This window comes from Clavibacter michiganensis (assembly GCF_016907085.1).
Taxonomy (GTDB): domain Bacteria; phylum Actinomycetota; class Actinomycetes; order Actinomycetales; family Microbacteriaceae; genus Clavibacter; species Clavibacter michiganensis_O.
Genome location: NZ_JAFBBJ010000001.1, coordinates 164,970 through 191,216, shown reverse-complemented (window position 1 = coordinate 191,216; position 26,247 = coordinate 164,970). Strand labels below are relative to the sequence as shown.

At 72.9% G+C, this 26,247-nt stretch carries 26 protein-coding genes; 5 read left to right on the top strand and 21 right to left on the bottom strand.

Going from position 1 to position 26,247, the window contains the following annotated elements; all coding sequences use genetic code 11:
• Positions 1–33 precede the first annotated feature (33 nt).
• A complete protein-coding gene (gene dapD / locus JOE38_RS00880; RefSeq protein WP_204574449.1) occupies positions 34–1,032 on the top strand; it encodes a 2,3,4,5-tetrahydropyridine-2,6-dicarboxylate N-succinyltransferase in 999 nt (332 codons plus the stop codon).
• A gap of 37 nt (positions 1,033–1,069) precedes the next feature.
• On the opposite strand, the gene JOE38_RS00875 is transcribed toward dapD, so the two are convergent.
• A complete protein-coding gene (locus tag JOE38_RS00875; protein WP_204574448.1) occupies positions 1,070–1,906 on the bottom strand; it encodes a PP2C family protein-serine/threonine phosphatase in 837 nt (278 codons plus the stop codon).
• Positions 1,903–3,135 carry an FHA domain-containing protein gene (locus JOE38_RS00870; RefSeq protein WP_204574447.1) on the bottom strand — a complete coding sequence of 411 codons (1,233 nt, stop codon included), beginning with the start codon at positions 3,133–3,135 and terminating at the stop codon, positions 1,903–1,905. The genes JOE38_RS00875 and JOE38_RS00870 overlap by 4 nt, the downstream gene beginning before the upstream one ends.
• Positions 3,136–3,365: 230 nt before the next feature.
• On the opposite strand from JOE38_RS00870, the gene JOE38_RS00865 reads away from it, so the two are divergent.
• From JOE38_RS00865 to JOE38_RS00855, 3 genes are all read left to right on the top strand, one after another.
• On the top strand, positions 3,366–3,845 hold the full coding sequence (locus JOE38_RS00865) for an Lrp/AsnC family transcriptional regulator (RefSeq protein ID WP_086520636.1): 480 nt from the start codon (positions 3,366–3,368) through the stop codon (positions 3,843–3,845).
• A gap of 106 nt (positions 3,846–3,951) precedes the next feature.
• A complete protein-coding gene (locus JOE38_RS00860; protein WP_204574446.1) occupies positions 3,952–4,572 on the top strand; it encodes a methylated-DNA--[protein]-cysteine S-methyltransferase in 621 nt (206 codons plus the stop codon).
• A complete protein-coding gene (locus JOE38_RS00855; protein WP_307838814.1) occupies positions 4,569–5,162 on the top strand; it encodes a DNA-3-methyladenine glycosylase I in 594 nt (197 codons plus the stop codon). The genes JOE38_RS00860 and JOE38_RS00855 overlap by 4 nt, the downstream gene beginning before the upstream one ends.
• Positions 5,163–5,193: 31 nt before the next feature.
• Here JOE38_RS00855 and yaaA read toward each other — a convergent pair whose 3' ends face one another.
• The 12 genes from yaaA to JOE38_RS00795 form a co-directional block, all read right to left on the bottom strand.
• Complete coding sequence (gene yaaA / locus JOE38_RS00850; protein WP_204574445.1) at positions 5,194–5,949, bottom strand: peroxide stress protein YaaA; 756 nt, start codon at positions 5,947–5,949, stop codon at positions 5,194–5,196.
• A gap of 126 nt (positions 5,950–6,075) precedes the next feature.
• Positions 6,076–6,345, bottom strand: coding sequence for a F0F1 ATP synthase subunit epsilon (locus JOE38_RS00845; RefSeq protein ID WP_012037856.1), 270 nt, complete (start codon positions 6,343–6,345; stop codon positions 6,076–6,078).
• 1 nt (position 6,346) lies between these two features.
• On the bottom strand, positions 6,347–7,807 hold the full coding sequence (gene atpD, locus JOE38_RS00840) for a F0F1 ATP synthase subunit beta (protein ID WP_104236114.1): 1,461 nt from the start codon (positions 7,805–7,807) through the stop codon (positions 6,347–6,349).
• Between the two features lie 35 nt (positions 7,808–7,842).
• The gene (locus JOE38_RS00835; RefSeq protein ID WP_104236113.1) at positions 7,843–8,742 is read right to left on the bottom strand and encodes a F0F1 ATP synthase subunit gamma; all 900 of its coding nucleotides are present in this window, start codon (positions 8,740–8,742) and stop codon (positions 7,843–7,845) included.
• Between the two features lie 50 nt (positions 8,743–8,792).
• A complete protein-coding gene (gene atpA, locus JOE38_RS00830; RefSeq protein ID WP_045527220.1) occupies positions 8,793–10,430 on the bottom strand; it encodes a F0F1 ATP synthase subunit alpha in 1,638 nt (545 codons plus the stop codon).
• Between the two features lie 55 nt (positions 10,431–10,485).
• Complete coding sequence (locus JOE38_RS00825) at positions 10,486–11,277, bottom strand: F0F1 ATP synthase subunit delta (protein ID WP_204574444.1); 792 nt, start codon at positions 11,275–11,277, stop codon at positions 10,486–10,488.
• Positions 11,277–11,843 (bottom strand): F0F1 ATP synthase subunit B, encoded by a 567-nt coding sequence (locus JOE38_RS00820; protein WP_086520641.1) that lies wholly within the window; start codon positions 11,841–11,843, stop codon positions 11,277–11,279. The genes JOE38_RS00825 and JOE38_RS00820 overlap by 1 nt, the downstream gene beginning before the upstream one ends.
• An 11-nt stretch (positions 11,844–11,854) precedes the next feature.
• Positions 11,855–12,088 carry an ATP synthase F0 subunit C gene (locus JOE38_RS00815; protein WP_012037850.1) on the bottom strand — a complete coding sequence of 78 codons (234 nt, stop codon included), beginning with the start codon at positions 12,086–12,088 and terminating at the stop codon, positions 11,855–11,857.
• Between the two features lie 46 nt (positions 12,089–12,134).
• Complete coding sequence (gene atpB, locus JOE38_RS00810; RefSeq protein WP_079533717.1) at positions 12,135–12,929, bottom strand: F0F1 ATP synthase subunit A; 795 nt, start codon at positions 12,927–12,929, stop codon at positions 12,135–12,137.
• A 208-nt stretch (positions 12,930–13,137) separates the two neighbouring features.
• Positions 13,138–13,608 (bottom strand): hypothetical protein, encoded by a 471-nt coding sequence (locus JOE38_RS00805; RefSeq protein ID WP_204574443.1) that lies wholly within the window; start codon positions 13,606–13,608, stop codon positions 13,138–13,140.
• A complete protein-coding gene (locus tag JOE38_RS00800; protein WP_204574442.1) occupies positions 13,605–14,924 on the bottom strand; it encodes an MraY family glycosyltransferase in 1,320 nt (439 codons plus the stop codon). The genes JOE38_RS00805 and JOE38_RS00800 overlap by 4 nt, the downstream gene beginning before the upstream one ends.
• A complete protein-coding gene (locus tag JOE38_RS00795) occupies positions 14,921–15,868 on the bottom strand; it encodes an L-threonylcarbamoyladenylate synthase (protein WP_239544718.1) in 948 nt (315 codons plus the stop codon). The genes JOE38_RS00800 and JOE38_RS00795 overlap by 4 nt, the downstream gene beginning before the upstream one ends.
• A gap of 71 nt (positions 15,869–15,939) precedes the next feature.
• Between JOE38_RS00795 and JOE38_RS00790 the strand changes: the two genes are divergently transcribed.
• Positions 15,940–16,587, top strand: coding sequence for an HAD-IA family hydrolase (locus JOE38_RS00790; protein ID WP_204574441.1), 648 nt, complete (start codon positions 15,940–15,942; stop codon positions 16,585–16,587).
• 27 nt (positions 16,588–16,614) lie between these two features.
• On the opposite strand, the gene prmC is transcribed toward JOE38_RS00790, so the two are convergent.
• The 7 genes from prmC to JOE38_RS00755 all read right to left on the bottom strand — a co-directional run bounded on the left by prmC (position 16,615) and on the right by JOE38_RS00755 (position 26,225).
• Positions 16,615–17,490: a peptide chain release factor N(5)-glutamine methyltransferase gene (prmC, locus tag JOE38_RS00785; RefSeq protein ID WP_204574440.1), complete on the bottom strand. Its 876-nt coding sequence runs from the start codon at positions 17,488–17,490 to the stop codon at positions 16,615–16,617.
• A 24-nt stretch (positions 17,491–17,514) separates the two neighbouring features.
• Positions 17,515–18,594 carry a peptide chain release factor 1 gene (prfA, locus tag JOE38_RS00780; RefSeq protein ID WP_204574439.1) on the bottom strand — a complete coding sequence of 360 codons (1,080 nt, stop codon included), beginning with the start codon at positions 18,592–18,594 and terminating at the stop codon, positions 17,515–17,517.
• 5 nt (positions 18,595–18,599) lie between these two features.
• The gene (rho, locus tag JOE38_RS00775; protein ID WP_204574438.1) at positions 18,600–21,065 is read right to left on the bottom strand and encodes a transcription termination factor Rho; all 2,466 of its coding nucleotides are present in this window, start codon (positions 21,063–21,065) and stop codon (positions 18,600–18,602) included.
• A gap of 294 nt (positions 21,066–21,359) precedes the next feature.
• Positions 21,360–22,310: a homoserine kinase gene (gene thrB / locus JOE38_RS00770; RefSeq protein ID WP_204577097.1), complete on the bottom strand. Its 951-nt coding sequence runs from the start codon at positions 22,308–22,310 to the stop codon at positions 21,360–21,362.
• A gap of 11 nt (positions 22,311–22,321) precedes the next feature.
• Entirely contained in the window at positions 22,322–23,398 is a 1,077-nt protein-coding gene (gene thrC, locus JOE38_RS00765) for a threonine synthase (RefSeq protein WP_204574437.1), read from the bottom strand.
• Positions 23,398–24,729, bottom strand: coding sequence for a homoserine dehydrogenase (locus JOE38_RS00760; protein ID WP_204574436.1), 1,332 nt, complete (start codon positions 24,727–24,729; stop codon positions 23,398–23,400). Before JOE38_RS00760 ends, thrC begins: the two co-directional genes overlap by 1 nt.
• Complete coding sequence (locus JOE38_RS00755; protein ID WP_204574435.1) at positions 24,726–26,225, bottom strand: diaminopimelate decarboxylase family protein; 1,500 nt, start codon at positions 26,223–26,225, stop codon at positions 24,726–24,728. Before JOE38_RS00755 ends, JOE38_RS00760 begins: the two co-directional genes overlap by 4 nt.
• Positions 26,226–26,247: the final 22 nt, after the last annotated feature.

The window sequence follows — 26,247 nt, the reverse complement described above, 5'->3', positions numbered from 1 at the left end:
GGGACGGGCTACGGCGATCGGTACGCTGGCCGCATGGCCTCCCCCGCTCCGACCCCGTCCGCCGCGCCCGCCTCCTCTCCCGCCACCGGATCCGCCTGGGGCTACGGCCTCGCGACCGTCTCCTCCGACGGCACCGTGCTCGACACCTGGTTCCCCGCGCCCGAGCTCGGATCCCTGCCCGCCGGCCGCGACCGCTGGATCGCGCCGGCCTGGATCGAGGAGCTCGCGGTCGCCGACCCGCGCCGCGGCGTCACGATCGACATCGTCACGGTCGAGATCGACCTGCAGACCCCGCCCGCGTCGACGCCCGACGCCTACCTGCGGCTGCACCTGCTCAGCCACCTGCTCGTGGCGCCGAACACGCTGAACCTCGACGGCGTCTTCGGGCACCTCCCCATCGTCGTGTGGACCAACGCCGGCCCCGTGCACCCCGACGACTTCGACCGGCTGCGGCCGTCGCTCCAGCGGGCCGGGATCGCCGCGCACGGCATCGACAAGTTCCCGCGCCTGCTCGACTACGTCACGCCCGACCGCGTGCGCATCGCCGACGCCTCGCGCGTGCGGCTCGGCGCGCACCTCGCGCCCGGCACCACCGTGATGCACGAGGGCTTCGTCAACTTCAACGCCGGCACGCTCGGCGCATCCATGGTCGAGGGCCGGATCACGCAGGGCGTCGTCGTCGGCGACGGCTCGGACATCGGCGGCGGCGCGTCCATCATGGGCACGCTCTCGGGCGGCGGCACGCAGCGGGTCGTCATCGGCGAGCGCGCGCTCCTGGGGGCGAACTCGGGCGTCGGCATCTCGATCGGCGACGACAGCGTCGTGGAGGCGGGCCTCTACGTGACGGCCGGCACCAAGGTCCGGCTCGCGGGCGAGGCGCCGGGCGCGGACGGCACCGTGCCGCAGGTCAAGGCCGTCGAGCTCTCCGGCCGCTCCGGGATCCTGTTCCGCCGCAACTCGCTGACGGGCGCCGTCGAGGCGGTCCCGCGCCGCGGCGGCGGTTCGATCCTCAACGACGCGCTGCACGCGTAACGGACGCCGCTGACCCGGTCGCCCGGCGGCGTCCGGGTCAGCGGCGCAGTCCGCGGCGGCGGGGCGGCTCCGGCGCGTCGGCGGGCGGGTCGATCCGCAGCACGTCGACCACGACGGCGGTCACGTTGTCGCGCCCGCCGTTCTCCAGCGCGTGCACGACCAGGTCGCGCACGGCCGTCGCCGCGTCGTCGGCGCGCAGCAGGTGCCCGCGGATCTCCGCGTCGGCCAGCTCCTTGGTCAGCCCGTCGGAGCAGATCAGGAGACGCAGCCGCGCCGTGACGGGCAGCAGCCAGTAGTCGGCCTCGGCCGCGTCGCCCACGCCGACGGCCCGCGTGATGATGTTGCCGTCCGGGTGCCGGTCGGCCTGGGCGCGCGTGATGCGACCGGCGTCCACCATCTCCTGCACGACGGAGTGGTCGACGGTGACCTGCTCGAGCACGTCGCCGCGGAGCTGGTAGACCCGCGAGTCGCCCACGTTGAAGACGGCCCAGTACGGGCGGTCGGACACCAGGGTGAGGCACGCGCCCGTGACGGTCGTGCCCGCGTGCAGCTCGAGGTCCCCGGTCTCCTCCCGGATGTCGCCGACCGCGAGGTCGAGCGCGGGCTCCACGCCCTCGGGATCCGCGAACCCGGACTCCGCGCGCTCCTGCTCCTCGGCGAGGCGGCGGATGACGGCGTCGCTGGCCACGTCGCCGGCGGCGTGCCCGCCCATGCCGTCCGCCACGGCGAAGTACGGGACGGCCGCGAGCACGCTGTCCTCGTTGTGGTCGCGACGGAGGCCGCGGTCGGTCATGGACGCCCAACCGAGCACGAGCGTGCGGCCGTCGGGCAGGGCGAGGGCGGTCTCGGCGACGTCCGCTCCGATTGCGGTCATCGGGCGGACAGGATCTCGAGGACGACGCCGTCGCCGATGTCGATGCGCGTGCCGGGCACGACCACGAGCGACTCCCCCGGGCGGAGCGCGAGGCGCTCGGCACCCGGGACGAGCACGACCGTGCCGTTCGTGGAGTCGAGGTCGGTCACGACGACCACGCCGGAGTCCTGCCGGATCCCGAGGTGCGTGCCGGAGATCTCGCCGAGCGGGGAGGGCACGGCCACCAGCCGCGGTGCGAGGCCGCGGACGACGCGCGGCGGCCGGGGGCGACGGCCGACGATGGCGGGGGCGTCGAGCGGGATCCGGTCGGGGGCGCCCGCGTCGACGTGCGGCACTCCGTCGCGCAGGACGCGGAAGGCGTGGACGACGCGCACGGCGGTCTCCTCCTCGTCCGCGGGCGGCACGGCGGGCATGGCGACCGTCGGCACGCCGGCCGACCCGGCGCGCGCCGCGGCATCCGCGCGCGGATCCGCGTCCGCACGCGCGTGACGGGGACCGCCGGCCGCGGGATCGTGATCCGAGGCGCCGGCGGGGGTCGAGCGCGCCACGACGTCCGCGGGCCCGTCGAGGACCGTGGCGACCAGGGCGGGGTCCACGGGCGACGGGGATGCGCGGCGCGCGGAGGGCGTGGCGTCGCCCCGCCGCGCGTCCCCGCCCGCCGGGTCGTCGGATCGGGCGTCGTCGACGCGCCAGCCCACGGCGTCGGCGGCGACGACCCCGGCGACGAGCGGCAGGCCGTCCGGCCGGCCCGCGGATGCGGTCGCGCTCGCGGTCGCGCTCGCGGTCGCGGTCGTGGATGCGGTCGTGGATGCGGTCGCCTCGGCGTCGGCCCGCCCGGCCCGGTAGGCCCGCACCCGGTCGAGCGTGGCGAGGTAGAAGGGCTGGGCCCGCCGCGCGTCGACCCGTCGGGGACCCGCGGCCCCGACGACGTCGACGTCCACGTCCACGACGGCGTCGCCCCGCAGGACCACCTGGATGCGCGCGCCCTCCGGTCCGCCGGCCTCGTGCACGAGCACGGCGAAGGACACGACCTCGTCGGAGCCCCTCAGGGGCAGGGTCGCGACGAGCGCCTCCGCCGTGACGGCCGGATCCGCGACCGCGCGCCAGAGGCCGTCCACGACGTGCGTCGGGGCGCCCGCGGGCAGGAGCACGACGGCGTGGGGCATCACGACCGCGACGCCGGCCGATCCCGGGCCGGCGGGAGAGGAACGGTGGGAGCCCTCGCTCACGTCATCGGCTCCATCGAGGGTCGGCGCCCGGTCGGGCGGTCGGCGCCGGGCCTCGGGCGGCCGGACGCGCTGACACGGATCCTATCGCGCGAGCGCGCCCCGCCCGAGGGCTGCGCCGTCCGTCGGACAGCGGCTCGCCGCGGGAACGAGGAGGGGCATCCGGTCCGTCGGGATGGCCCGGCGCCGCGGATCCGGTTGCCCGGCCACCGCCGGACTGCCATGCTCGGACGATGAGCACGCCGCAGCGCCCCTCCGCCCGCGGGCTCCCCGTCGACGCCATCTCCCGCTCCATCGTCGACCAGCTGCGGGAGGACGGGCGCCGGTCGTACGCCGAGATCGGCAAGGCCGTGGGGCTCAGCGAGGCGGCCGTCCGGCAGCGCGTGCAGAAGCTCACCGACGCGGGCGTGATCCGCATCGTCGCGCTCACCGACCCGCAGCAGCTCGGGCTCACTCGCCAGGCCATGATCGGCGTCACCGTGAGCGGCGACGTGCGCGTCGTCGCCGACGCCCTCGCGGACATCCCGGCGGTCGATTACGTGGTGATGACGGCGGGCACGTTCGACCTCCTCGCCGAGGTGGTCTGCGAGGACGACGAGGAGCTCGTCGAGCTGCTCAACGCCCGGATCCGCGCGCTGGACGGCGTCGTGAGCACGGAGACGTTCGTCTACCTCAAGGTCCACACGCAGGACGGGCACGGGCGCTCCCGGTGACGGCGGCGCGCTCCTCCGCCTCCTCCCCCGACGGGGCGGGCCGCCGTCCCTCCTCCGACCCGGCGGTCGACCACGCGATCCGCGCGGCCCGTCGTACGTTCGCCGCATGACCCCCGCTCCCGCTCCCGCCGCCGCCCCCGCGCGCCGGCCGGTCGTCCCTCCTCGCGACCGCCGCCCCGCCTCCCCCGTGCCCGCCGCCGATCCGCGCCGTCCGCTCCCGCCCGCGGCGGGACTCCTGCCCGTGGGGGCCGCGCTCCTGCGCATGCCCTCGCCCATCGGCCGGCTGGAGCTGGTCGGCGAGGGCGACCGGGTCGTGGCGCTGTCCATCGCGACCGCGGGCGTCCTGCCGCTCGACCACCTGGACGACCGGCCGAGCCCCGTCCTCGCGGAGGCGGCGCGGCAGCTCGACGAGTACTTCGCCGGTCGCCGCACGTCGTTCGACGTCCCGGTGCGGCTCACGGGCACGCCGTTCCAGGTCGCGGTCTGGCAGGCGCTCGCCCGCGTCCCCCACGGCGGCGTCACGACGTACGGCGCCCTCGCCCAGGCGGCGGGTCGTCCCGGAGGGGCGCGCGCGGCAGGCGGCGCCGTCGGCGCCAACCGGCTCTGCATCCTCGTCCCGTGCCACCGCGTCCTCGGCTCGGACGGCCGCGTGACCGGCTTCAGCGCGGGCGACGGGGTCGCCACCAAGGTCCGTCTGCTCGCGCTCGAGGGCTCGGTGCTGTCGTGACGCGGGACTCGCTCGTGCGCGGCGAGGACGGCCTGGCGCGCTGCGCCTGGTCCGCCGGCGATGCGGAGTACCGCAGGTACCACGACGAGGAGTGGGGTCGCCCCCTGCACGGCGACCGTCCCCTGTTCGAGAAGCTCTGCCTCGAGGGCTTCCAGGCGGGGCTGTCGTGGATCACCATCCTCCGCAAGCGCCCGCGCTTCCGGGAGGTGTTCCACGGCTTCGACGTCGACGCGGTTGCCGCCATGGACGAGGACGACGTCGAGCGGCTCATGGGCGACGCCGGGATCATCCGGAACCGCGCCAAGATCCTCGCGGCCGCCGGCAACGCGCGCGCCGTCCGGGCACTCGTCGACGAGCACGGGGAGGGAGCGCTCGACCGGATGATCTGGGCGCACGCCTCCGATCCCCGGGTCCGACCCCGCCCGACCACGGCCGACGAGATCCCCGCCGTCACGGCGGAGTCCACCGCCCTCAGCCGGGAGCTGAAGGCGCACGGTCTCCGCTTCGTGGGCCCCACCACCGTCTACGCGCTCATGCAGTCCTCCGGCCTCGTCGACGACCACGTCGTCGGGTGCCACCGGGCCGCCTGATCCTCCGGCGCGGGCGCTGGAGGCGGCGCCGTCAGTGCGGTGCGGCCACGAGGACGAGCTCGCCCGAGTCGCCGCGGGACAGCTCGATGCCGGCGCCGTCGGCCCAGTCGAGCAGCTCCGCCACGGATCCGAGATCGCGGCCGGCGAGGATCAGCGCCCGCACGAGCTCGCCCTTCGCCTTCTTGTTGAAGTGGTTGAGCGCGCGCACGGTGCCGTCCGCGCCGCGGGCGACCACGCGCACCACGACGGAGTCCTCGTGGCCCGGACGCGGACCGAGGGCCGCGTACCCCTCGGATCGCAGGTCGAGCACGAGGCCCGGGATGCCCTCGAGCACCCGACGGACCGAGGCGACCCAATGCGCCTTCATCCTCAGGCCCGGCACGCGGCTGTCGTGCGAGAGCCGGTAGGCGGGGATCGGGTCGGTCGCCCGCACGGGACCGAGGAGCGCGGAGTGCACGGCCACGTGGCGCCCGGCGAAGGCGAGCTGCGCGGCATCCAGGGCATCGGCGCCGATGGGGTCGTAGAGCACGCCCGTGTAGCGGCGCAGCGCCGGCATGGTCGGCGACGACTCGAGCAGCAGGTTCCGCTCCACCTCGGCCGCCTGGCGCGGGCCGAGCTTGAGGGCGCGCACCGCGGCCTCGGGATCCCGGGCGAGGTCGGCGACGGCGCGCACGACCGTGCGCCGCTCCTCCGTCAGCTCCGGGAAGCCGAGGAGGTCGAGATCCAGCCGCGATCCCTCCGTCCCTCCGCCGCGCTTCGTCTCGGACGGGGGCAGCAGGACGAGCACGGGATCTCCGGGGTCGGATGACGGGACGGGACAGGACAGGACGGGATGCGCGGGCGGCTTCCGCCCGCAGCACGCACGACGGCGGACGGCCCCCGAGGGGACCGCCCGCCGTCGGACGAGGTGACGCTACGCGACCAGTGCGGCCTTGCGCGCGACCACGGTCACGTTGTCGTTCTCCACCGAGAGGAAGCCCTCGTCGGCGTCGGCCGTGATCACGGCGCCGCCGTCCTGCGTGATGCGGACGTTGCCGGTCGCGAGGATCGCCAGCAGGGGCTCGTGACCGGCCAGGATGCCGATCTCGCCCTCGCTGGTGCGCGCGACGACCATGGACGCCTGGCCCGACCAGACCTGCTGGTCGGCCGAGACCACGGTCACCGTGAGATCAGCGCGGGCCATGTCAGCCGTTCTCCTTCTGGATCTCGGACCAGCGGCGCTCGACGTCGTCGAGGTCGCCGACGTTGAAGAACGCCTGCTCGGCGACGTGGTCGTAGTCGCCGTCGGCGATCTTCGAGAACGACTCGATGGTGTTCTTCAGCGGCACGGTCGAGCCCTCGACGCCCGTGAACTTCTTCGCCATGTACGTGTTCTGCGAGAGGAACTGCTGGATGCGGCGCGCACGCGACACCGTGACCTTGTCCTCCTCGGAGAGCTCGTCGACGCCGAGGATCGCGATGATCTCCTGCAGCTCCTTGTTCTTCTGCAGGATCGCCTTGACGCGGGTGGCCGTGTCGTAGTGCGCCTGGCCCAGGTACCGCGGGTCGAGGATGCGGCTGGTGGACGTCAGCGGGTCGACGGCCGGGTAGAGACCGCGCGACGCGATCTCGCGGCTGAGCTCCGTGGTCGCGTCGAGGTGCGCGAACGTGGTGGCCGGTGCCGGGTCGGTGTAGTCGTCCGCGGGGACGTAGATGGCCTGCAGCGACGTGATGCTGTGGCCGCGGGTCGACGTGATGCGCTCCTGGAGCACGCCCATCTCGTCCGCGAGGTTCGGCTGGTAGCCCACCGCGGACGGCATGCGGCCGAGCAGCGTGGAGACCTCGGAGCCGGCCTGCGTGAAGCGGAAGATGTTGTCGATGAAGAGCAGCACGTCCTGGTTCTTCACGTCGCGGAAGTACTCCGCCATCGTGAGCGCGGACAGGGCCACGCGCAGGCGCGTTCCCGGCGGCTCGTCCATCTGGCCGAAGACCAACGCGGTCTTGTCGAAGACGCCGGCCTCCTCCATCTCCATGATGAGGTCGTTGCCCTCGCGGGTGCGCTCGCCGACGCCGGCGAAGACGGACACGCCGCCGTGGTCCTGCGCGACGCGCTGGATCATCTCCTGGATGAGGACGGTCTTGCCGACGCCCGCGCCGCCGAACAGGCCGATCTTGCCGCCCTGCACGTAGGGGGTGAGGAGGTCGATGACCTTGATGCCGGTCTCGAACAGCTGCGTCTTGGACTCGAGCTGGTCGAACATCGGGGGCTTGCGGTGGATGGGCCAGCGCTCGGTGATCTCGATCTGCTCGCCACCCTCGTTGTTGAGGATGTCGCCGGTGACGTTGAAGACCTTGCCCTTGGTGATGTCGCCGACGGGCACCGAGATGGCGGCGCCCGTGTCGCGCACCTCCTGGCCGCGGACGAGGCCGTCCGTGGGCTTGAGGGCGATGGCGCGGACGACGTCGTCGCCGAGGTGCAGCGCGATCTCGAGCGTGATCTCCGTCGACTCCTCGCCGATGGTGATCGTGGTCTTGAGGGCGTTGTAGACCGGGGGGATCGAGTCGTGCGGGAACTCGATGTCCACGACCGGGCCGGTGACGCGGACGATGCGTCCGACGCCGGCCACGCTGTCGCTGGCGACCGGCGCAGTGGCGGTGTCAGTCATTGATGTCTCTCTTCTTCATTCGTGGAGCGTGGGAGTTACTTGCTGGAGGCGAGCGCGTCCGCGCCGCCGACGATCTCGGAGATCTGCTGCGTGATCTCGGTCTGGCGCGCGTTGTTCCGCAGCCGCGTGTAGGTGGTCACGAGCTTGTCGGCGTTGTCGCTCGCCGACTTCATGGCCTTCTGGCGCGCGGCGTGCTCGGAGGCGGCCGACTGGAGCATCGCGTTGAAGATGCGGCTCTCGATGTAGACGGGCAGCAGCGCGTCGAGCACGTCGCCCACCTCGGGCTCGAACTCGTAGAGCGGCAGGACGGCACCCTCGCCGGGCGCCTCCACCCCCTCGACGACCTCGAGCGGCAGCAGCCGGACGACCTCGGGCTTCTGCGTCGCGATCGACACGAAGCGGTTGAAGACGATGTGGATCTCGTCCACCCCGCCCTCGGACGCCGGCGTCACGAACTTCTCCACGAGCGCGTCGCCGATCGACTTCGCGGTCTCGAACTCGGGCTTCTCGGTGCTGCCCGTCCAGATGCGCTCCGAGTCCCGCTTGCGGAACTTGAAGTACCCCACGGCCTTGCGGCCCACGAGGTAGTACACGATCTCCTTGCCCTGCGAGCGGAGGAGCTCGGCGAGCTGCTCCGACTCCTTCAGGACGCTGGAGCTGAAGGCGCCGGCGAGGCCGCGGTCGGAGGCGAAGATGACGATCGCCGCCCGCTCCACCTTCTCGGGCTCGGTCGTGAGGATGTGGTCGACGTTGGAGAACGTCGCCACCGCCGAGACCGCGCGCGTGACGGCACGGGAGTACGGCGCGGACGCCGCCATCCGCTGCTGCGCCTTCTGGATGCGCGACGCGGAGATCAGCTCCATGGCGCGGGTGATCTTCTTCGTCGTCTGCGCGGATTTGATCTTCTGCGTGTAGACCCGGAGTTGTGCTCCCATGAGTCTCCCTAACGGTCTCGGTCGGTGGCGGATCGTGTGGCGTCAGCGCGTCAGCGCTTGGCCTTCACGATCTGCTCCTGGTTGACGTCCTCGGCCTTGGTCGCCTCGAACTTCTCCGAGCCGACGGATGCGAGCGGCTTGCCCTCGCCCGTCTGGAACTCGAGCTTGAACTGGTCCACGGCCTTGTCCATCGCGTCGACGATGTCGTCGGTGAGGACGTTCTTCTCCTTCAGCTGCGACAGCACCTCCGTGTTGCGGTGGAGGTGGTCGAGCAGCTCCCGCTCGAAGCGGAGGATGTCCTCGACCGGCACCTCGTCGAGCTTGCCCTTCGTGCCCGCCCAGATCGAGACGACCTGCTCCTCGATGGGGAACGGCGAGTACTGGGGCTGCTTGAGCAGCTCGGTGAGGCGCGCGCCGCGGGCGAGCTGGCGACGGCTGGCCGCGTCGAGGTCGGACGCGAAGATCGCGAACGCCTCGAGCGAGCGGTACTGCGCGAGCTCGAGCTTGAGCGTGCCGGAGACCTTCTTGATGCTCTTCACCTGGGCGTCGCCGCCGACGCGGGACACCGAGATGCCGACGTCGACCGCGGGACGCTGGTTCGCGTTGAAGAGGTCCGACTGCAGGAAGATCTGCCCGTCGGTGATCGAGATCACGTTGGTCGGGATGTACGCCGAGACGTCGTTCGCCTTCGTCTCGATGATGGGCAGGCCCGTCATCGATCCGGCGCCCAGCTCGTCCGAGAGCTTGGCGCAGCGCTCGAGCAGGCGGGAGTGCAGGTAGAACACGTCGCCGGGGTATGCCTCGCGTCCCGGCGGACGACGCAGGAGGAGCGAGACGGCGCGGTAGGCCTCGGCCTGCTTGGACAGGTCGTCGAAGATGATGAGGACGTGCTTGCCGCCGTACATCCAGTGCTGGCCGATGGCCGAGCCGGTGTAGGGCGCGAGGTACTTGAAGCCGGCGGGGTCGGACGCGGGGGACGCGACGATGGTCGTGTACTCCATGGCGCCGGCCTCCTCGAGGGCGCCCTTCACCGAGGCGATGGTGGAGCCCTTCTGGCCGATGGCGACGTAGATGCAGCGCACCTGCTTGTTCGTGTCGCCGGACTCCCAGTTGGCCTTCTGGTTGATGATCGTGTCGATCGCGATGGCCGTCTTGCCGGTCTGGCGGTCGCCGATGATGAGCTGGCGCTGGCCGCGGCCGATCGGGATCATGGCGTCGATGGCCTTGATGCCGGTCTGCATGGGCTCGTGCACGCTCTTGCGCTGCATGACGCCGGGCGCCTGCAGCTCGAGGGCGCGGCGGCCCTCGGTCGCGATCTCGCCCTGGCCGTCGATGGGGTTGCCCAGCGGGTCCACGACGCGGCCGAGGTAGCCGTCGCCGACGGGGACGGAGAGCACCTCGCCGGTGCGGCGCACCTCCATGCCCTCCTCGATGCCGGCGAACTCGCCGAGCACGATGACGCCGATCTCGCTCTCCTCCAGGTTCTGGGCGAGGCCCAAGGTCCCGTCGGCGAACGTGATGAGCTCGTTGGCCATGACGCCGGGCAGGCCCTGCACGTGGGCGATTCCGTCGCCCGCGTCGAGCACGTAGCCGACCTCGGTGGTCGAGGCCTTGCCGGGCTCGTAGGACTGCACGAAGTCCTTGAGCGCGTCCCGGATCTCGTCGGGGCTGATCGAAAGTTCTGCCATCTTCTTTCCCTTTGCATTCACGAGAGCGGACGGCTCCCGAGGTGACGCCCGCCGGTCAGGCGAACTGGAGTCTCAAATCGTTGATCCTGGTGGCGACGCTGCCGTCGATGACGTCGTCGCCGATCTGGACGCGGAGGCCGCCGACGAGGTCGCGGTCCACGACCTGGTTCAGCTCGATCCGGCGGGAGTACCGACGGCTCAGTGCCTGCGCGAGGCGCTCCGACTGCTCGGGCGACAGGGGCGAGGCGACGCTGACCGTGGCGATGGTGAGGCCCGCCTGGTCGGCCACGAGCGTGGCGGCGTGACGGACGAGCTCCCCGATGCGGCGGCCGCGGGGCTGCTGCACGAGCTGCTCGACGATGACGACCGTCTGCTCCGACGCGCGACCGTCGAGGAGACGGTGGACGAGCGTCGACTTGGCCTCGGGATCGCCCAGCTTGTCGCCGAACGCCAGCTCGAGGCCGTCGTCGGTGGACACGGCGCGGCCGAACGTGAACAGCTCGGACTCGACGGGCGTGCCCTCGGGCGCCGAGATCGCCACGGCGCGGATGCCGAGCTCCTCGATTCCCGCCAGCAGCTCTTCGTGCGACGACCAGCGGCCGTCGACGACCGCGCGGAGGACGCGGAGCGCCGGCTCCTGCACGGTGGCGCCGAAGACGCGATCCACGATGCTGTGCTTGACCTCCGGCGCGATGCCGGTGTCCGCCAGCGCGGAGAGCAGGTGCGTGGATCCGCCGATGGCACGGCCGGCTCCGAGGAGCTGACCGGCCGTCGACAGGTCGACGCCCCCGAGCTCCGCGAGGACGCGGCGTGCCGAGTCCAGCGATGCGCGCGATGCACTGCCCATCAGCTGGCGGATCCCGTCCTGCCGGCGGTCTCGCTGGCCTCCAGGTCGGCGAGGAACCGGTCGACGAGCGCGGTGGAGCGCTGGTCGTCCGTGAGGCTCTGGCCGATGACGCCCGACGCGAGGTCGATCGCGAGCGATCCGACCTCGGAGCGGAGCGCGACGACCGCCTGCTGGCGCTCGGCCTCGATCTGCTGCTGCGCGCTCGCGGTGATCCGGGCGGCGTCGGCCGTGGCCTGCTCCTTGATCTCCGCGGCGATCGCCGTGGCGTCGACCCGGGCCTGCTCGCGGATGCGGCCGGCCTCGGCGCGTGCCTCGGCGAGCTGAGCGGTGAGCTCGGCCTTCGCGGCGTCGGCTTCCGCCTGCGCGCGCTCGGCCTTCTCGATGCCGCCGGCGATGGCCTCGGTGCGACCGTCGAGCATGGCGTAGACGCGCGGGAGCGCGTACTTCCAGATGACGACCAGGAGGACGACGAACACGACCGCCGACCACACGATGTCGTAGACCGCGGGTAGGAGGATGCTCGGCGCTTCTTCACCTGCCGCCATCACGTTGTGGGGCGTGAGCATGTGCGACTCCCCTAGTTGGTGAAGATGAAGTAGGTCGCGAGGCCGATGAGCGCGAGCGCCTCGGAGAACGCGATGCCGAGGAACATCGTGGTGCGGAGGCTGCCGGCCATCTCGGGCTGGCGGGCCATGGCCTCGACGGTCTTGCCCGCGACGATCCCGACACCGATGCCGGGGCCGATCGCTGCGAGGCCGTAGCCGACGGTCGCGATGTTGCCGTTGATCTCGGCGAGAATGATGGGGTCCACTGGGGTTTCCTTCCGGTTGGGTGATCTCGTTGGTCGACGAGATCGCTTAGTGCTCCTCCGCCACGGCCATCTGGATGTAGACGGCGGTGAGGAGGGCGAAGATGTAGGCCTGCAGGACGGCGACGAGCAGCTCGAAGAGCGTGAACGCGAACCCGAGGACGAGGGTGCCGGCGCCGAGGATCTTGAGCGCGCCCTGGGCCTCGAAGAGGAAGAACCACGTCGCGGAGAAGCAGAGCACCAGCAGGAGGTGCCCCACGAGCATGTTCATCAGGAGTCGGAGCGTGAGCGCGACCGGCCGGATGATGAACGTCGAGAGGAACTCGATGGGCGTGAGGAGCAGGTAGACCGGCTTCGGCGCCCCGGCGGGGAAGAGCGTGTTCTTGAAGAACATCACTCCCCGGTCCTTGATGCCGGCGTAGATGAACGTGACGTACGCCACGAGCGCCAGCAGGAGCGGGAGGCCGATGACCGAGGTGCCGGCGATGTTGAGGAAGGGGACGACGCCCGTGAGGTTCATGCCGAGGACCAGGAAGAAGATGGTCATGATGATCGGCAGGAAACGACGGCCGTCCTTCTTGCCGAGGATGTCCTCCGCGATGTTGACGCGGACGAAGTCGACGCCCATCTCCACGAGGTTCTGGCCGCGGCCGGGCACCAGCGCGAGCTTGCGCGTGCCGACGACGAACAGGACGACGAGGACCGCCATCACCAGGAGCCTGATGAGCATGATGCGGTTGAGGTCGAAGCCCGTGCCCTCGAAGAAGGCGATCGGCGGGAAGAACTCCTCGAGCGTGGGAGCGTGGAACCCCTCACCCGAGTCTTCAGCGGCGAGGGTGATGATGCTGGGTGCAGCGGTGGCTAACAGCGCTATCTCCTGTTTCGGGGCGTGGAGCGCGAGCTCTCGCGGCGACGAACGGATGGGGTGAGAAGACGCCGGCGTGAGGTGGATCTGGGCACGGCCCGACGGGAATCGTCACGAGAGAGACTATCAACAATGAGGGTGCCCTGACTAATCGCGTCCCCCCTTCCGACAGCCCGAGGGCGCGCGGCTAGCGCCCGGGGAGCTGCGCGTCGCTCACGTAGCCGACGCGGGCCTTGGTGATCACGATCATGTCCATGACCAGCGCGCCCACGACGCCCACGATCACGGTCACGAACAGGACGACCAGGTTGATCCACGGCTGCTCCTTGAGCACCATCGCGACCGCGAGGAACACCACGAACTTCACGAGCCACGCGCCGAGCACGACCGAGAAGAACAGGGTCGGGTAGATCGGCGACGATTGGAAGCGGTTCGCGAAGAGGATGCTGCCCGCTGTGAGGCCGAGGAAGACGAGGGCCATCGCGCTGCCGATGACGGCGCTGAGGAGTCCGCGGCCGCCGTCGACCGCGAAGCCGACGATGCCGCCGACCACCGCGATGGCGAGGGCGAGCAGCGCTCCCCCGATGAGAATGCGCGTGAAGACGTCCTTCTTCGCGGGGCGCTCCGCAGGGGCGGGGGCGCTCGGGCTGTCGGTCATGTCGTCTCCTTGGCTGTCCCCGGGTGCGGGGCGTCGGTGGGTCGGGTCGCGATGGCTCCCGTGGCGAGCTCGGCGTGCTCGCGCTCGACCTCCTCGAGCTCGGATTCCGTGAGGCGCGCGAGCGGCCGGTCCGCCGCGGCCTCGTCGAGCGGGTCGAACGCCGCGGCGTCCTCGGACTCGGCGTCGGCGGGCACGAGCTGCGCGGCGGCCTCGAGGCGCTTGCGGCGGCTGAGCGGGGCCAGGGTGACGACCGCGCAGGCGACCATGCCGACCGCGATGAAGGCGACGCCCCAGGCGTACGGCTGCACGACGAACATCAGCAGGCAGCCCACGGACACGACGCCCGTCCACGCGTAGAAGATCAGCGTCGCGTGCAGCCGCGAGTGGCCCATGTCGAGCAGGCGGTGGTGCAGGTGCTTGCGGTCGGCGCTGAAGGGCGACTTGCCGGCCTTGAGCCGGCGGAAGACGGCCAGGGCGAAGTCGAGCAGCGGCACGATGAGGATCGCGAAGGGCAGGAGGATCGGCAGGAAGGCGGGCAGCAGCTGCGAGCGGCCGAAGGTCTCCGGGTTCGGGTCGATCTCGCCCGTGACGGCGATGGCGCTCGTGGCCATGAGGAGGCCGACGAGCAGCGCGCCCGCGTCGCCCATGAACAGCTTCGCGGGGTGCCAGTTGAAGGGGAGGAAGCCGAGGCACGCGCCGATGAGGATCGCGCTGATGAGGGACGCGAGGTTGAAGCGCTCGGTCTGGCCGGTGGCGGTGTCCGAGAGCAGGAAGCTGTAGAGGAAGAAGGCGCCGTTGGCGATGATCGCGACGCCCGCGACCAGGCCGTCGAGCCCGTCGATGAAGTTGACGGCGTTCATGACGAGGACGATCGCGAAGATCGTCAGCATGATCGACATCTGCGAGGAGCCGACGGTGAGGCCGCCGATGGGGAGCGACGAGATGGCGACGCCCTGCCAGGCGAGGAGGCCGGCGGCGAGGATCTGGCCGGCGAGCTTGATCATCCAGTCGAGGTCGTAGATGTCGTCGAGCACGCCGATGACCACGATCATCAGCGCGGCGCCGAGGATCGCGAAGACGGGGCCCGGACGGTCGAAGACGAGACTGAACCAGGAGACCTGCGACGCCACGGCGAACGCGACGAGGATGCCGGCGAACATGGCGACGCCGCCGAGGCGGGGCGTCGGTCGCGTGTGCACGTCCCGCGCGCGGATGGCCGGGTACAGGCGGTAGCGGTAGCCGAGCTTCATGACGACCATCGACAGGACGAGCGTGATGACCGCCGACACGACCGCCATGGCGGCGTAGTAGGTCACCGGGGGTGCGCGGGAGGATCCGCGGGGGGCTCGGTCGCGGTCGGGTCGGCGGGCGTCGGGTCGACCGGCGTCGCGTCGCCCGGCTCGACGAACTCGGGGTACGTCGGGCCGGCGTCGGCCGTCGCCGCGGCGTCCGGGGCCGGCGTCTCGGCGGTCGGCGCGACCGCGGCGGGATCCGCGGATCCGTCGACGCGCTCAGCGCCGCTCGCCGTGCCGCGCGGGGCCTCGGGCTCGTCGGGGACGACCGGCTGCTCCGGCTCCGCGGGCGCGGCGACGACGGGCTCGAGCTCGTCGCCGATGAGCTGCTGGATCTGCGCGCGCGTGATGGCGCCCTCGCGGACGATGCGGACGCGGCCGCCGGACTGCGTGACGCGCGAGGCGTCGACGATGGTGGAGGCCGCTCCCCCGGCGGCGCCGCCGTCGAGGAAGACGTCGACCGACTCCCCGAGCTGGTCGACGGCCTCCTGGGCGGTCGCGGCGGCGGGCTGGCCCGTCTTGTTCGCGGACGAGACGGCGAGCGGGCCGGTCTCGGCGAGGAGCTCGAGCGCGTAGGAGTTCGCGGGCATGCGCAGCGCCACGGTGCCGCGCGTCTCGCCGAGGTCCCACACCAGGGAGGGCTGCGCCACGAGGATCACCGTGAGCCCGCCCGGCCAGAACTCGTCCACGAGGCGCCGGACGACGTCGGGGACGAATTCGGCGAGGGCGTCGAGGGTGGACTGCCCGGGGATGAGGACGGGCGGCGGGGCATCGCGCCCGCGGCCCTTGGCGTCGAGCAGACGCTGCACCGCGTCGGGGTTGAAGGCGTCGGCGGCGATGCCGTACACGGTGTCCGTGGGGATGACGACGACCTCGCCGCGGCCCACCGCCTGTCGGGCGAGTCTCATGCCGGTGAGGAGGTCGGTGTCGACTGAGCAGTCGTAGATGCGCGCCATGTCGTCGCTCATCGTAGCCGAGCGCACGCCCCCGGCCCTGAGCGGTGGATCCGCGTGGCGCCCGCGCCCGCATACTGGGCGTGATGACCTCCGCGCCCCGCTCCCCCGGCCCCGACGGGCTCCTGTTCGTGTTCGACATGGACGACGTGCTGTACGACCACGACTGGCGGGGGCCCGCCGACCGCATCACGGCCGCGACCGGGCACGACCTGCCGGAGCTGCGCCGCCGCTGGTACAACGACGAGGGCGAGTGGGCGGCCGAGGCGGGCCGGTTCGACGCCGACTCCTACCTCGACGCGTTCTGCGCCGCGGTGGGCGTGGAGATGGACGAGGACGAGTGGGTGCGCCGCCGCCGTGCGTCGATGGTCGTCCGCCCACAGGCGCTCGAGGCCGTGGCGCGGGCGCGGGAGGCCGGGCGGATCACGCTGCTGACGAACAACAACGCGCTCGCGGCCCGGCACCTGCCGGAGCTCGCGCCCGAGCTGGTGCCGCTCTTCGGCGTCGAGCACCTGCGGACGTCGAGCGGCTACGGCGCGCGCAAGCCGGATCCGGCCGTGTTCCGCGGGGTGCTCGCCGCGTACGGGCACCCGGCCGAGCGGACGTTCTTCGCGGACGACCGCGAGGACAACGTCGCGTCGGCGCGCGCGCTCGGGATCACCGGGCACCACGTGCGCGGCGACGGCGACCTCCTGCCCGCGGTCGAGGCGTTCATCCGGGCGCAGGCGGGCTGACCCCGGGAGCCGAGCTCGCGGTCCCGGTCAGCGCAGCGCGGTCGTCGCGCGGTCGCGCCGCGTGAGGTCCTGGTGCGTCGCGGTCGCGCGCCAGCCGTCGGCGTCGAGCAGGGCGCGGATCGTATCGCCCTGCATCTCCCCGTGCTCGATCACGAGCGCGCCGCCCGCGTGGAGCAGCCGCCGCGCGGTCGTCGAGACGAGCCGCACGACGTCGAGGCCGTCGGCGCCGCCGTAGAGCGCGAGCGCGGGATCGTGCAGCCGCACCTCGGGGTCGCGCGGGATCGCGTCGGCCGGGATGTAGGGCGGGTTCGAGACGACGACGGAGACCGTGCCGTCGAGCTCGGGGAAGGCGTCGGCGAGGTCGCCGAGCACGAGGTCCACGCGCGGCGCGAGGCGCTCCACGTTGCGGGCCGTCCACGCGTGCGCGTCGGGCGACACCTCGATCGCGTGCACGCGCGCGTGCGGCACCTCGGTCGCGAGCGCGAGCGCGAGGGCGCCGGATCCCGTGCCGAGGTCGACCGCGACGGGCGCGTCCCCGGGGGCGGAGGACAGCGCGTCGATGGCGAGCTGCGCCACGTGCTCCGTCTCGGGCCGCGGGACGAAGACGCCCGGGCCCACGAGGAGCTCGAGGGAGCGGAAGTGCGCGACGCCGGTGATGTGCTGCAGCGGCTCGCGGCGCGCGCGGCGGGCGGTCAGCTCCAGGACGCGCGCGGCGTCCGCGGCCTCGACGGCCGCGCGCGTGATGGCGCGCGACTGCACCTGCCCGCGCGAGAGCCCGAGCACGTGCCCGACGAGGAGCTCCGCGTCGACCGCGGGATCCTCGATGCCGGCGGCCGCGAGGGCCCGGCCGACCCGCATGCGGAGGGCGTCCACCGTGGCCGGGACGCCCTCCTCGTCAGCCACGGGCGAGCGGGACGCGCGAGGTCGTCACGCGTCCGTCCCGAGCGCGTCGAGACGCGCCTCCTCGTCGGCCTGGATGCACGACTCCACGACCGGGTCGAGGGCGCCGTCCATCACCGCGTCGAGGTTGTACGCCTTGTAGCCCGTGCGGTGGTCCGCGATGCGGTTCTCCGGGAAGTTGTACGTGCGGATGCGCTCGGACCGGTCCATCGTGCGGATCTGGCTGCGGCGCACGGCCGAGGCCTCCGCGTCGATCTCCTCCTGCTGCTTCGCGAGGACGCGCGCGCGCAGCACGCGCATGCCGGCCTCGCGGTTCTGCAGCTGGCTCTTCTCGTTCTGCATCGCGACCACGATGCCCGTGGGCAGGTGGGTGATGCGGACGGCGGAGTCGGTCGTGTTGACCGACTGGCCGCCGGGGCCGGAGGAGCGGTACACGTCGATCTTGAGGTCGCTGGGGTCGATGGCGACCTCCTCGACCTCCTCGACCTCGGGGATCACGAGCACGCCCGCGGCCGAGGTGTGGATGCGCCCCTGCGACTCGGTCGCCGGCACGCGCTGCACGCGGTGCACGCCGCCCTCGTACTTGAGGTGCGCCCACACGCCGAGCGCGGGGTCGTCGGACGTGCCCTTGATGGCGACCTGCACGTCCTTGTACCCGCCGAGGTCGCTCTGCGTCTGGCTGAGGACCTCGGTCTTCCAGCGGCGCGACTCGGCGTAGTGCAGGTACATGCGGAGCAGGTCGGCGGCGAACAGCGCGCTCTCGGCGCCGCCCTCCCCCATCTTGATCTCCATGATCACGTCGCGCGCGTCGTCGGGGTCGCGCGGGATCAGGAGCCGCCGGAGCTTCTCCTGCGCCTGGTCCAGCTGCTCCTCGAGGCCGGGGATCTCGTCGGCGAACGCCGCGTCCTCCTCGGCCAGCTCACGCGCGGCGGCCAGGTCGTCGCCGAGCTGGGTCCACTCCGCGTGGGCGGCGACGATCCGGCTCAGCTCCGCGTAGCGGCGGTTGACCTTGCGCGAGCGCGACGCGTCGGCGTGCAGCTCGGGGTCGCCGAGCTGCTGCTGGAGCTCCTCGTGCTCCTCCAGCAGCTGGACGACGGACTCGAACACGGGGGTCAGCCCTTCTCGTGCGCGCCGTGCCCGTGGCTCTGGTGGGACACGCCGTTGCCGGTGTTGGGCATGGAGGCCTGGACCTTCATGAGGAACTCGACGTTGGACGTCGTCTCCTTCAGGCGGCTGAGGACGATCTCGAGGGCCTGCTGCTGCTCGAGCCCGGCGAGGGCGCGGCGCAGCTTCCAGGTGACCTTGACCTCGTCGGCGCCCATGAGCATCTCCTCGCGGCGCGTGCCGGAGGCGTTGACGTCGACGGCGGGGAAGATCCGCTTGTCGGCGAGGGCGCGCGAGAGGCGGAGCTCCATGTTGCCGGTGCCCTTGAACTCCTCGAAGATGACCTCGTCCATCTTGGATCCGGTCTCCACGAGCGCCGTGGCGAGGATCGTGAGCGATCCGCCGTGCTCGATGTTGCGCGCCGCGCCGAAGAAGCGCTTCGGCGGGTAGAGCGCGGACGAGTCGACGCCGCCCGAGAGGATCCGGCCCGACGCCGGTGCCGCGAGGTTGTACGCGCGGCCGAGGCGGGTGATGGAGTCGAGCAGCACGACCACGTCGTGGCCGAGCTCCACGAGGCGCTTGGCGCGCTCGATGGCGAGCTCGGCGACCGTGGTGTGGTCCTCGGCGGGACGGTCGAAGGTCGAGGCGATGACCTCGCCCTTCACCGTGCGCTGCATGTCGGTGACCTCCTCGGGACGCTCGTCGACCAGCACGACCATGAGGTGGACCTCGGGGTTGTTGGTGGCGATGGCGTTCGCGATGGCCTGGAGCACGAGCGTCTTGCCGGCCTTGGGCGGCGAGACGATGAGGCCGCGCTGGCCCTTGCCGATCGGCGACACGAGGTCGATGATCCGCGTGGTGAGCTTCGCGGGCTCGGTCTCGAGGCTGAGGCGGTCCTGCGGGTAGAGCGGCGTGAGCTTGCCGAACTCGACGCGGTTCGCGGCCTCCTCGGGCGGCAGGCCGTTGACCGAGTCGATCTTCACGATCGCGTTGTACTTCTGGCGGCTCTGGCTGTCGTTCTCGCGCGGCTGGCGGATGGCGCCGACGATGGCGTCGCCCTTGCGCAGCGAGTGCTTCTTGACCTGGCCGAGCGACACGTAGACGTCGTTCGTGCCGGGCAGGTAGCCGCTCGTGCGGACGAACGCGTAGTTGTCGAGCACGTCGAGGATGCCCGCGACGGGCAGGAGGACGTCGTCCTCGGTGACCTCGGGCTCGAAGTCGTCGCCGCCCTGGCCGCGGCCGCGCTTGCGGTCGCGGTACCGGCTGCGGCCGCCGCGCTCCTCGTCGCGGCCGAGGTCGGCGCGGGCCTGGTCGGCGCGCACGTCCTGCGTGCGGTCGCCCTGGCCGCGGCCGTTCTGGCGCTGGCGGCCGGTGCGGGCCTCCTCCTGCGCCTCGTCGTCGGCGTCGGGCTCGCGGGGCGCCTGGTCGCGGCCGTTCTGCTGCTGGTCGTCCTGGTCGCGTCCGCGGTCGCGGTTGCGGCGGTTGCGGCTGCGGTTGCGGCCGCCCTCGCGACCCTCGCGGCCCTGCTCGTCGCGGCGTCCGCCCTGGTCGTCGGCGTCGCGGTCGTCGCGCTGCCGGTCGGTGGACTCCGAGGCGGCGGGGGCCTCGTCGGCGGCGGCCTGCGCGGGGGCGTCCTGCGCGGCGCCGCGGTCGGCGCCGTCCTGGGCGTCGCGTCCGCCGCGGCGACGGCCGCGGCCGGAGCGCTGCGCGGGGGCCTGCTCCTCGGTGGGCGCCTCGGCGACGGGCGCCGGCGCGTCGGCCTGCGCGTCGGCGGGGACGAGCTGGTCGGCGGTCTGGCCGCTGTTCACGTGCTGGGCGGCCTGGCGCGGGGCCTCGGCGGCGGGGTCGACGACGCCGGAGCTCGTGGCACGGCGGGATCCGCGGCCGGAGCGCGCGGGCGCCTCGGTGCGGGGTGCCTCGGCGCGGGGCTCCTGCGTGGCGGCGGCCGGCGCGCTGCCGCCCGTCGCCTCGGCGATGCGGGCCTCGAGGCCGGTGCCGGCGGGCTCGGCGGCGGGCGCCTCGATGGTCTCGGCGATGCGCTCGGGCACGATGCGGGCGGTGCTGGCGCGGCGGGATCCACGGCCGGAGCGCGCGGGCTGCTCGGCCGGGGCCTCGGCGGCGGGCGCCTCGGCGGTCTCGGAGGCGGCGGGCGCCTCGGCGGGGGTCGTGTCCGCGGCGGGGGCGGCGTCCGCGGTCGGGGCGGCGTCGGCGACGACGGGCTCCGAGGCGGGGGCCTCCTCGACGGCGACGGTCGCGTCGCCGGTCTCGGCGGGAGCGGCGGCCTCGGGGGCCGTCTCGTCGGCGGGGGCGGTGATCCCCCGGGCTGCCTGGATCTCGGAGATCGCGGTCACGAGCTCGCCCTTCCGGAGCTTGGAGCCGCCCGGGATCCCGAGCTCGGAGGCGATGGCCTGGAGCTGGGAGACGCGGAGCGCGCTCAGGTCCGCGGTGGTGGCGCGGGTGTCGACATCGGTCATGTGCGTGGGTCCTTTCCCCGATCCGGCGGGACGAAGCCCGTGCGGAGGAGAGCCGATCGCGTGTGTCTCTGCGAAAGCGGCGGACGGTCTGATTCCGTCCGGAGCTGCTGTCGGGCACGAAGGCACGGGATCTTGCAGAGACGACAGCGGGTGAGTGGTGAGAAACGACCACCGGGACCGGATCTCCGACGCGCATGCGTGGATCCGTTGATTCCGGGGTCGCCCAGAGCCTAGCACCCGGCGCGCCGCCCGGGGAGGGAACGACGCGCCGGGTGCGGGACCCGCGCGATCCGGCTAGGCGGCGGGCGCGGATCCCTCGGCGACGACCTGGACGGTCGAGCCCTTGACGTCGACGGCGAGCATCAGCGCGGTCCACGGGTTCGCGCTGCGCTCGGCGACGAGCTCGGCGGCCGTGAGGCGCTGGCCCGGGTCGCTGCCGAGGACGAGGAGCGAGGGACCCGCGCCGGAGACGACGGCCGCGTAGCCGCGCTCGCGCAGCAGGTGCACGAGCTCGTTGGTCTCGGGCATCGCCGCGGCGCGGTAGTCCTGGTGCAGCCGGTCCTCGGTGGCGGCGAGCAGCAGCTCGGGGCTCTGGATGAGCGCCGCGATGAGCAGCGCCGAGCGCGACACGTTGAAGATCGCGTCCTCGTGCGGCACGGACTCCGGCTGCAGGCTCCGGGCGAGCGCAGTGGACATGGTCGCGACCGGCACCAGCACGAGCGGCGAGACGCCGCGGTGCACGGCGAGCTTCTTGTGCTGCGGGCCCTGGCCGTCGACCCACGCGATGGTGAGGCCGCCGAAGAGCGCGGGCGCGACGTTGTCGGGGTGGCCCTCCATCTCGGTGGCGAGGCGGAGGAGCGCGTCGGCGTCGATCTCGACCGTGCCGGCGAGCAGGCCCTGGGCCGCCATGATGCCGGACACGATGGCCGCGCCGGATGACCCGAGGCCGCGTCCGTGCGGGATCCGGTTCTCCGCCACGAGGTCGAGGCCGGGCATCGGCTGGTCGAACGCGGCGAACGTGTGGGCGATGGCCGTGACCACGAGGTTCCGCTCGTCGGTCGGCACCTCGCCCGCGCCGACGCCGCGCACGTCGACCGTGGCGCCGGGCGCGTCGCGCACCGTCACCGTGAGGTCGTCGTACAGCGCGAGCGCGAGGCCGAGCGTGTCGAAGCCGGGCCCGAGGTTGGCGCTCGTCGCGGGCACGCGCACCTGCACGCGGCGCCCGATCGGGAGCGCCCGGGGCATCGGACCGTCGGTCACGACGCGACCAGGTCGAGCACGCCCGCGATCTCGGCGACGTCGACGCCCACGCTCGTGGGGGCGACGTCCGAGCCGTCCGTGGTGCGGAGCGCCCACTGCGGGTCCTTGAGGCCGTGACCGGTGACCGTGAGGACGACCGTCGCGCCCTTCGGGATCTGCCCGGCCTCGGCGCGCTCGAGGAGCCCGGCGACGCTGATGGCCGAAGCGGGCTCGACGAAGATGCCGACCTCCGCGGAGAGGATGCGGTGCGCCTCGAGGATCTTCGCGTCCGAGATCGCGCCGAAGTAGCCGTCGGTGAGCAGCTGCGCCTCGAGCGCGAGCTTCCACGAGGCGGGGTTGCCGATGCGGATCGCGCTGGCGATCGTGTCGGGGTCCTTGACGACGGCGCCGTCGACGATGGGCGCGCTGCCCGCCGCCTGGAAGCCGAACATGCGCGGCAGCTTCGTGGCGTTGCCCGCCTCGAGGTCCTCGCGGTAGCCGCGCGTGTACGCGGTGTAGTTGCCGGCGTTGCCGACGGGGATGAGGTGGAAGTCCGGTGCGTCGCCGAGCACCTCGACGACCTCGAACGCGCCCGTCTTCTGACCCTCGATGCGGTCGTTGTTGACGCTGTTGACGAGGTGCACCGGGTAGTTCGCGCTGAGCTCGCGCGCGATGTCGAGGCAGTCGTCGAAGTTGCCGCGCACCTGGAGCAGCTGCGCGTCGTGGGCGACGGCCTGGCTGAGCTTGCCCATCGCGATCTTGCCCTCGGGCACGAGCACGGCGGCCGTGATGCCCGCGTGCGTCGCGTACGCCGCGGCCGACGCGGAGGTGTTGCCGGTCGAGGCGCAGATGACGGCCTTCGCGCCGTGCTCGACGGCCTTCGAGATCGCCATGGTCATGCCGCGGTCCTTGAACGACCCGGTCGGGTTCATGCCCTCGTACTTGACCCAGACCTGCGCGCCCGTGCGGGCGGACAGGGCCGGCGCGGGGATGAGCGGCGTGCCGCCCTCGCCGAGCGTGATGATCGGGGTGGCGTCCGTGACGTCGAGGCGGTCGGCGTATTCGCGGAGCAGTCCGCGCCATTGGTGGGCCATCAGGCTCCTTCTACTCGGAGGACGCTCGCGACTGCCGTCACCGCGTCGAGGTTCGAGACCGCGTCGACGGTGGCCCGGAGGGCCGCGTCGGTGGCGCGGTGCGTGCCGATCACCAGGCTAGCGGTGGGCCGGGCGCCCGCCCCTCCCGCCACGGGGGCCTGGTGCGTGGTCTGCTCGAGCGTCTCCACGGAGACGCCGTGCTCGCTGAACAGATGGGCGATGCGGGCGAGCACGCCCGGCTCGTCCGCCACCTGGAGCGTGATCTGGTACTGCGTCGTGATCGCGCCGACGGGCAGCGTCTCCAGGTCGGCGTGCGTCGACTCGGCGACGCCCGGGCCTCCCACGACGTGCCGGCGCGCGGCGGAGACGACGTCGCCGAGGACGGCGGACGCGGTCTGCACTCCCCCGGCGCCCGCGCCGTAGAACATGAGGTCGCCAGCGGCCTCGGCCTCGACGAACACGGCGTTGTTCGCGCCGTGCACCGCCGCGAGCGGGTGGTCGCGCGGCACGAGCGCCGGGTAGACGCGGGCCGAGACGCCGTCGCGGCCGGTGGCGGGATCCGCGAGGCGCTCGCAGATGGCGAGCAGCTTGATCACGTACCCGGCCTTGCGGGCGGAGTCGAACTGCCCGGAGGACAGGCCCGTGATCCCCTCGCGGTGCACGGCCTCGACGGGCACGCGCGTGTGGAAGGCGAGGCTCGCGAGGATGGCCGCCTTCTGGGCGGCGTCGTAGCCCTCGATGTCGGCCGTGGGATCCGCCTCCGCGTAGCCGAGCTCCGTGGCGGTCGCCAGGGCCTCGTCGAAGCCGAGCCCGTGGGTGTCCATCTCGTCGAGGATGTAGTTCGTCGTCCCGTTGACGATGCCGAGGATCCGCTCGACCCGGTCGCCCGCGAGGCTGTCGCGCAGCGGCCGGATGATGGGGATCGCGCCCGCCACCGCGGCCTCGTAGTAGAGCTGCGCGCCGACCTGCTCGGCCGCCTCGAAGAGCTCGGGTCCGTGGGTCGCGAGCAGGGCCTTGTTGGCCGTCACGACGTCGGCGCCCGAGGAGATGGCCGCGAGGATGTGGGTGCGCGCCGGCTCGATGCCGCCCATCAGCTCGATGACGATGTCCGCGCCGAGGATGAGCGACTCGGCGTCCGTGGTGAGCAGCTCGCGCGGCACCGACGGGTCGCGCGGCGCGTCCGCGTCCCGCACCGCGATGCCCACGAGCTCGAGCCGGGCGCCCACGCGCTGCGCCAGCTCGTCGCCGTGCTCCCGCATGAGGCGCGCCACCTGGGTGCCGACCGAGCCGCAGCCCAGCAGGGCGACGCGCAGGTTCCGGTACTCGATCATCGTGCTCCGTTCACGTCGGGGGATGCGGGCGCGGGCGTGCCCAGGTCGCGCGCCAGCAGGTCGGCCTCGGTCTCGCCGCGGACGATGACGCGCGCCTCGCCGGCGCGCACGGCGACGACGGCCGGGCGGCCGATCCAGTTGTAGTTGCTCGCGAGCGCCCAGCAGTAGGCGCCCGTCGCGGGGACGGCGAGGAGGTCGTCGGCGCGGACGTCGCCCGGCAGGTAGTCGGCGAGGACGACGAGGTCGCCGCTCTCGCAGTGCTTGCCGGCGATGCGGACGAGGGCGGGATCCGCGTCGGAGGTGCGCGAGGCGATCCGCACGGAGTAGTCCGCGCCGTAGAGGGCGGGGCGCGCGTTGTCGCTCATGCCGCCGTCGACGCTCACGTAGCGGCGGACGGCGGTCTCCGCCTCCGCGGCGACGCGCGGATCCTCGACGTCGCCCGTGGCGGACTCCGCCTCGGCCACCTCGCCGTCGAGGCCGCCGACGGTCACGAGCACGTCCTTGACCGTGCCGACGGAGTAGAGCGTGACGGTGGACGGGCCGACGATGCTCCGGCCGGGCTCGACCGCGATGACGGGCACCGCGATCCCCCGGCGCCCGCACTCGTCGCCGACGATGCGCGCGAGGCGCCGGGCGATCTCGGGCACGGGCACGGGCCGGTCGACCGACGTGTACGCGATGCCGAAGCCGCCGCCGAGGTTGAGCTCGGGCACGGGACCGTCGGCGAGCAGCCGCTCGTGCAGGTCGAGGAGCCGGCGGGCGGACTCGACGAAGGCGTCGGTCTCGAAGATCTGGCTGCCGATGTGCGCGTGCAGTCCCGTGAAGGAGAGGGACGCGTGTGACCGGATCCGCGCGACGAGCTCGGGGGCGTCGGCCAGCGTGATCCCGAACTTCTGGTCCTCGCGCGCGGTCGCGAGGTACTCGTGGGTGTGAGCGTGCACGCCGCTGTTCACGCGCAGGCGCACGGGCTGGACGCGGCCGTGCGCGGCGGCCGCGGCGGCGACGCGCTCCACCTCGATGGCGCTGTCGACGACGATCTGGCCGATGCCGGCGCCCACCGCGCGGTCGATCTCGGCGACCGACTTGTTGTTGCCGTGGAACCCCAGGCGGGCGGGATCCGCGCCGGCCGCGAGCGCGACGGCGAGCTCCCCGCCGGAGCAGACGTCGATGTGGAGGCCCTCCTCGACCATCCAGCGCGCGACCTCGATGCTGAGGAACGCCTTGCCCGCGTAGTAGACGCGCGCGCTCGTGCCGACGGCGGCGGCCTCGCGGGTGAAGGCCGCGAGCGTCTCGGCGGCGCGGGCGCGCACGTCGTCCTCGTCCATCACGTAGAGCGGCGTGCCGAAGCGCGCGGCGAGCGCGGTGGCGGGGACCCCGGCGATGCGGATGGCTCCGTCGTCGCCGCGGGCGGTGCCGCGGGACCAGACGGCGGGGTCCAGCGCGTTCGCGTCGTCGGGGAGCTGCAGCCAGGACGGGGCCAGCGGGTTCGCGGTCACGGAGGTCACCTGTTCGTACGCG

Coding starts and splice junctions, on each gene's coding strand:
- thrC (WP_204574437.1), bottom strand. CDS start 23,398: ATGGCCCACCAATGGCGCGGACTGCTCCGCGAATACGCCGACCGCCTC.
- dapD (WP_204574449.1), top strand. CDS start 34: ATGGCCTCCCCCGCTCCGACCCCGTCCGCCGCGCCCGCCTCCTCTCCC.
- thrB (WP_204577097.1), bottom strand. CDS start 22,310: ATGCCCCGGGCGCTCCCGATCGGGCGCCGCGTGCAGGTGCGCGTGCCC.
- JOE38_RS00875 (WP_204574448.1), bottom strand. CDS start 1,906: ATGACCGCAATCGGAGCGGACGTCGCCGAGACCGCCCTCGCCCTGCCC.
- atpA (WP_045527220.1), bottom strand. CDS start 10,430: ATGGCAGAACTTTCGATCAGCCCCGACGAGATCCGGGACGCGCTCAAG.
- JOE38_RS00795 (WP_239544718.1), bottom strand. CDS start 15,868: ATGAGCGACGACATGGCGCGCATCTACGACTGCTCAGTCGACACCGAC.
- JOE38_RS00760 (WP_204574436.1), bottom strand. CDS start 24,729: ATGATCGAGTACCGGAACCTGCGCGTCGCCCTGCTGGGCTGCGGCTCG.
- rho (WP_204574438.1), bottom strand. CDS start 21,065: ATGACCGATGTCGACACCCGCGCCACCACCGCGGACCTGAGCGCGCTC.
- JOE38_RS00865 (WP_086520636.1), top strand. CDS start 3,366: ATGAGCACGCCGCAGCGCCCCTCCGCCCGCGGGCTCCCCGTCGACGCC.
- JOE38_RS00820 (WP_086520641.1), bottom strand. CDS start 11,843: ATGCTCACGCCCCACAACGTGATGGCGGCAGGTGAAGAAGCGCCGAGC.
- JOE38_RS00825 (WP_204574444.1), bottom strand. CDS start 11,277: ATGGGCAGTGCATCGCGCGCATCGCTGGACTCGGCACGCCGCGTCCTC.
- atpD (WP_104236114.1), bottom strand. CDS start 7,807: ATGACTGACACCGCCACTGCGCCGGTCGCCAGCGACAGCGTGGCCGGC.
- JOE38_RS00860 (WP_204574446.1), top strand. CDS start 3,952: ATGACCCCCGCTCCCGCTCCCGCCGCCGCCCCCGCGCGCCGGCCGGTC.
- JOE38_RS00835 (WP_104236113.1), bottom strand. CDS start 8,742: ATGGGAGCACAACTCCGGGTCTACACGCAGAAGATCAAATCCGCGCAG.
- JOE38_RS00790 (WP_204574441.1), top strand. CDS start 15,940: ATGACCTCCGCGCCCCGCTCCCCCGGCCCCGACGGGCTCCTGTTCGTG.
- JOE38_RS00805 (WP_204574443.1), bottom strand. CDS start 13,608: ATGACCGACAGCCCGAGCGCCCCCGCCCCTGCGGAGCGCCCCGCGAAG.
- JOE38_RS00845 (WP_012037856.1), bottom strand. CDS start 6,345: ATGGCCCGCGCTGATCTCACGGTGACCGTGGTCTCGGCCGACCAGCAG.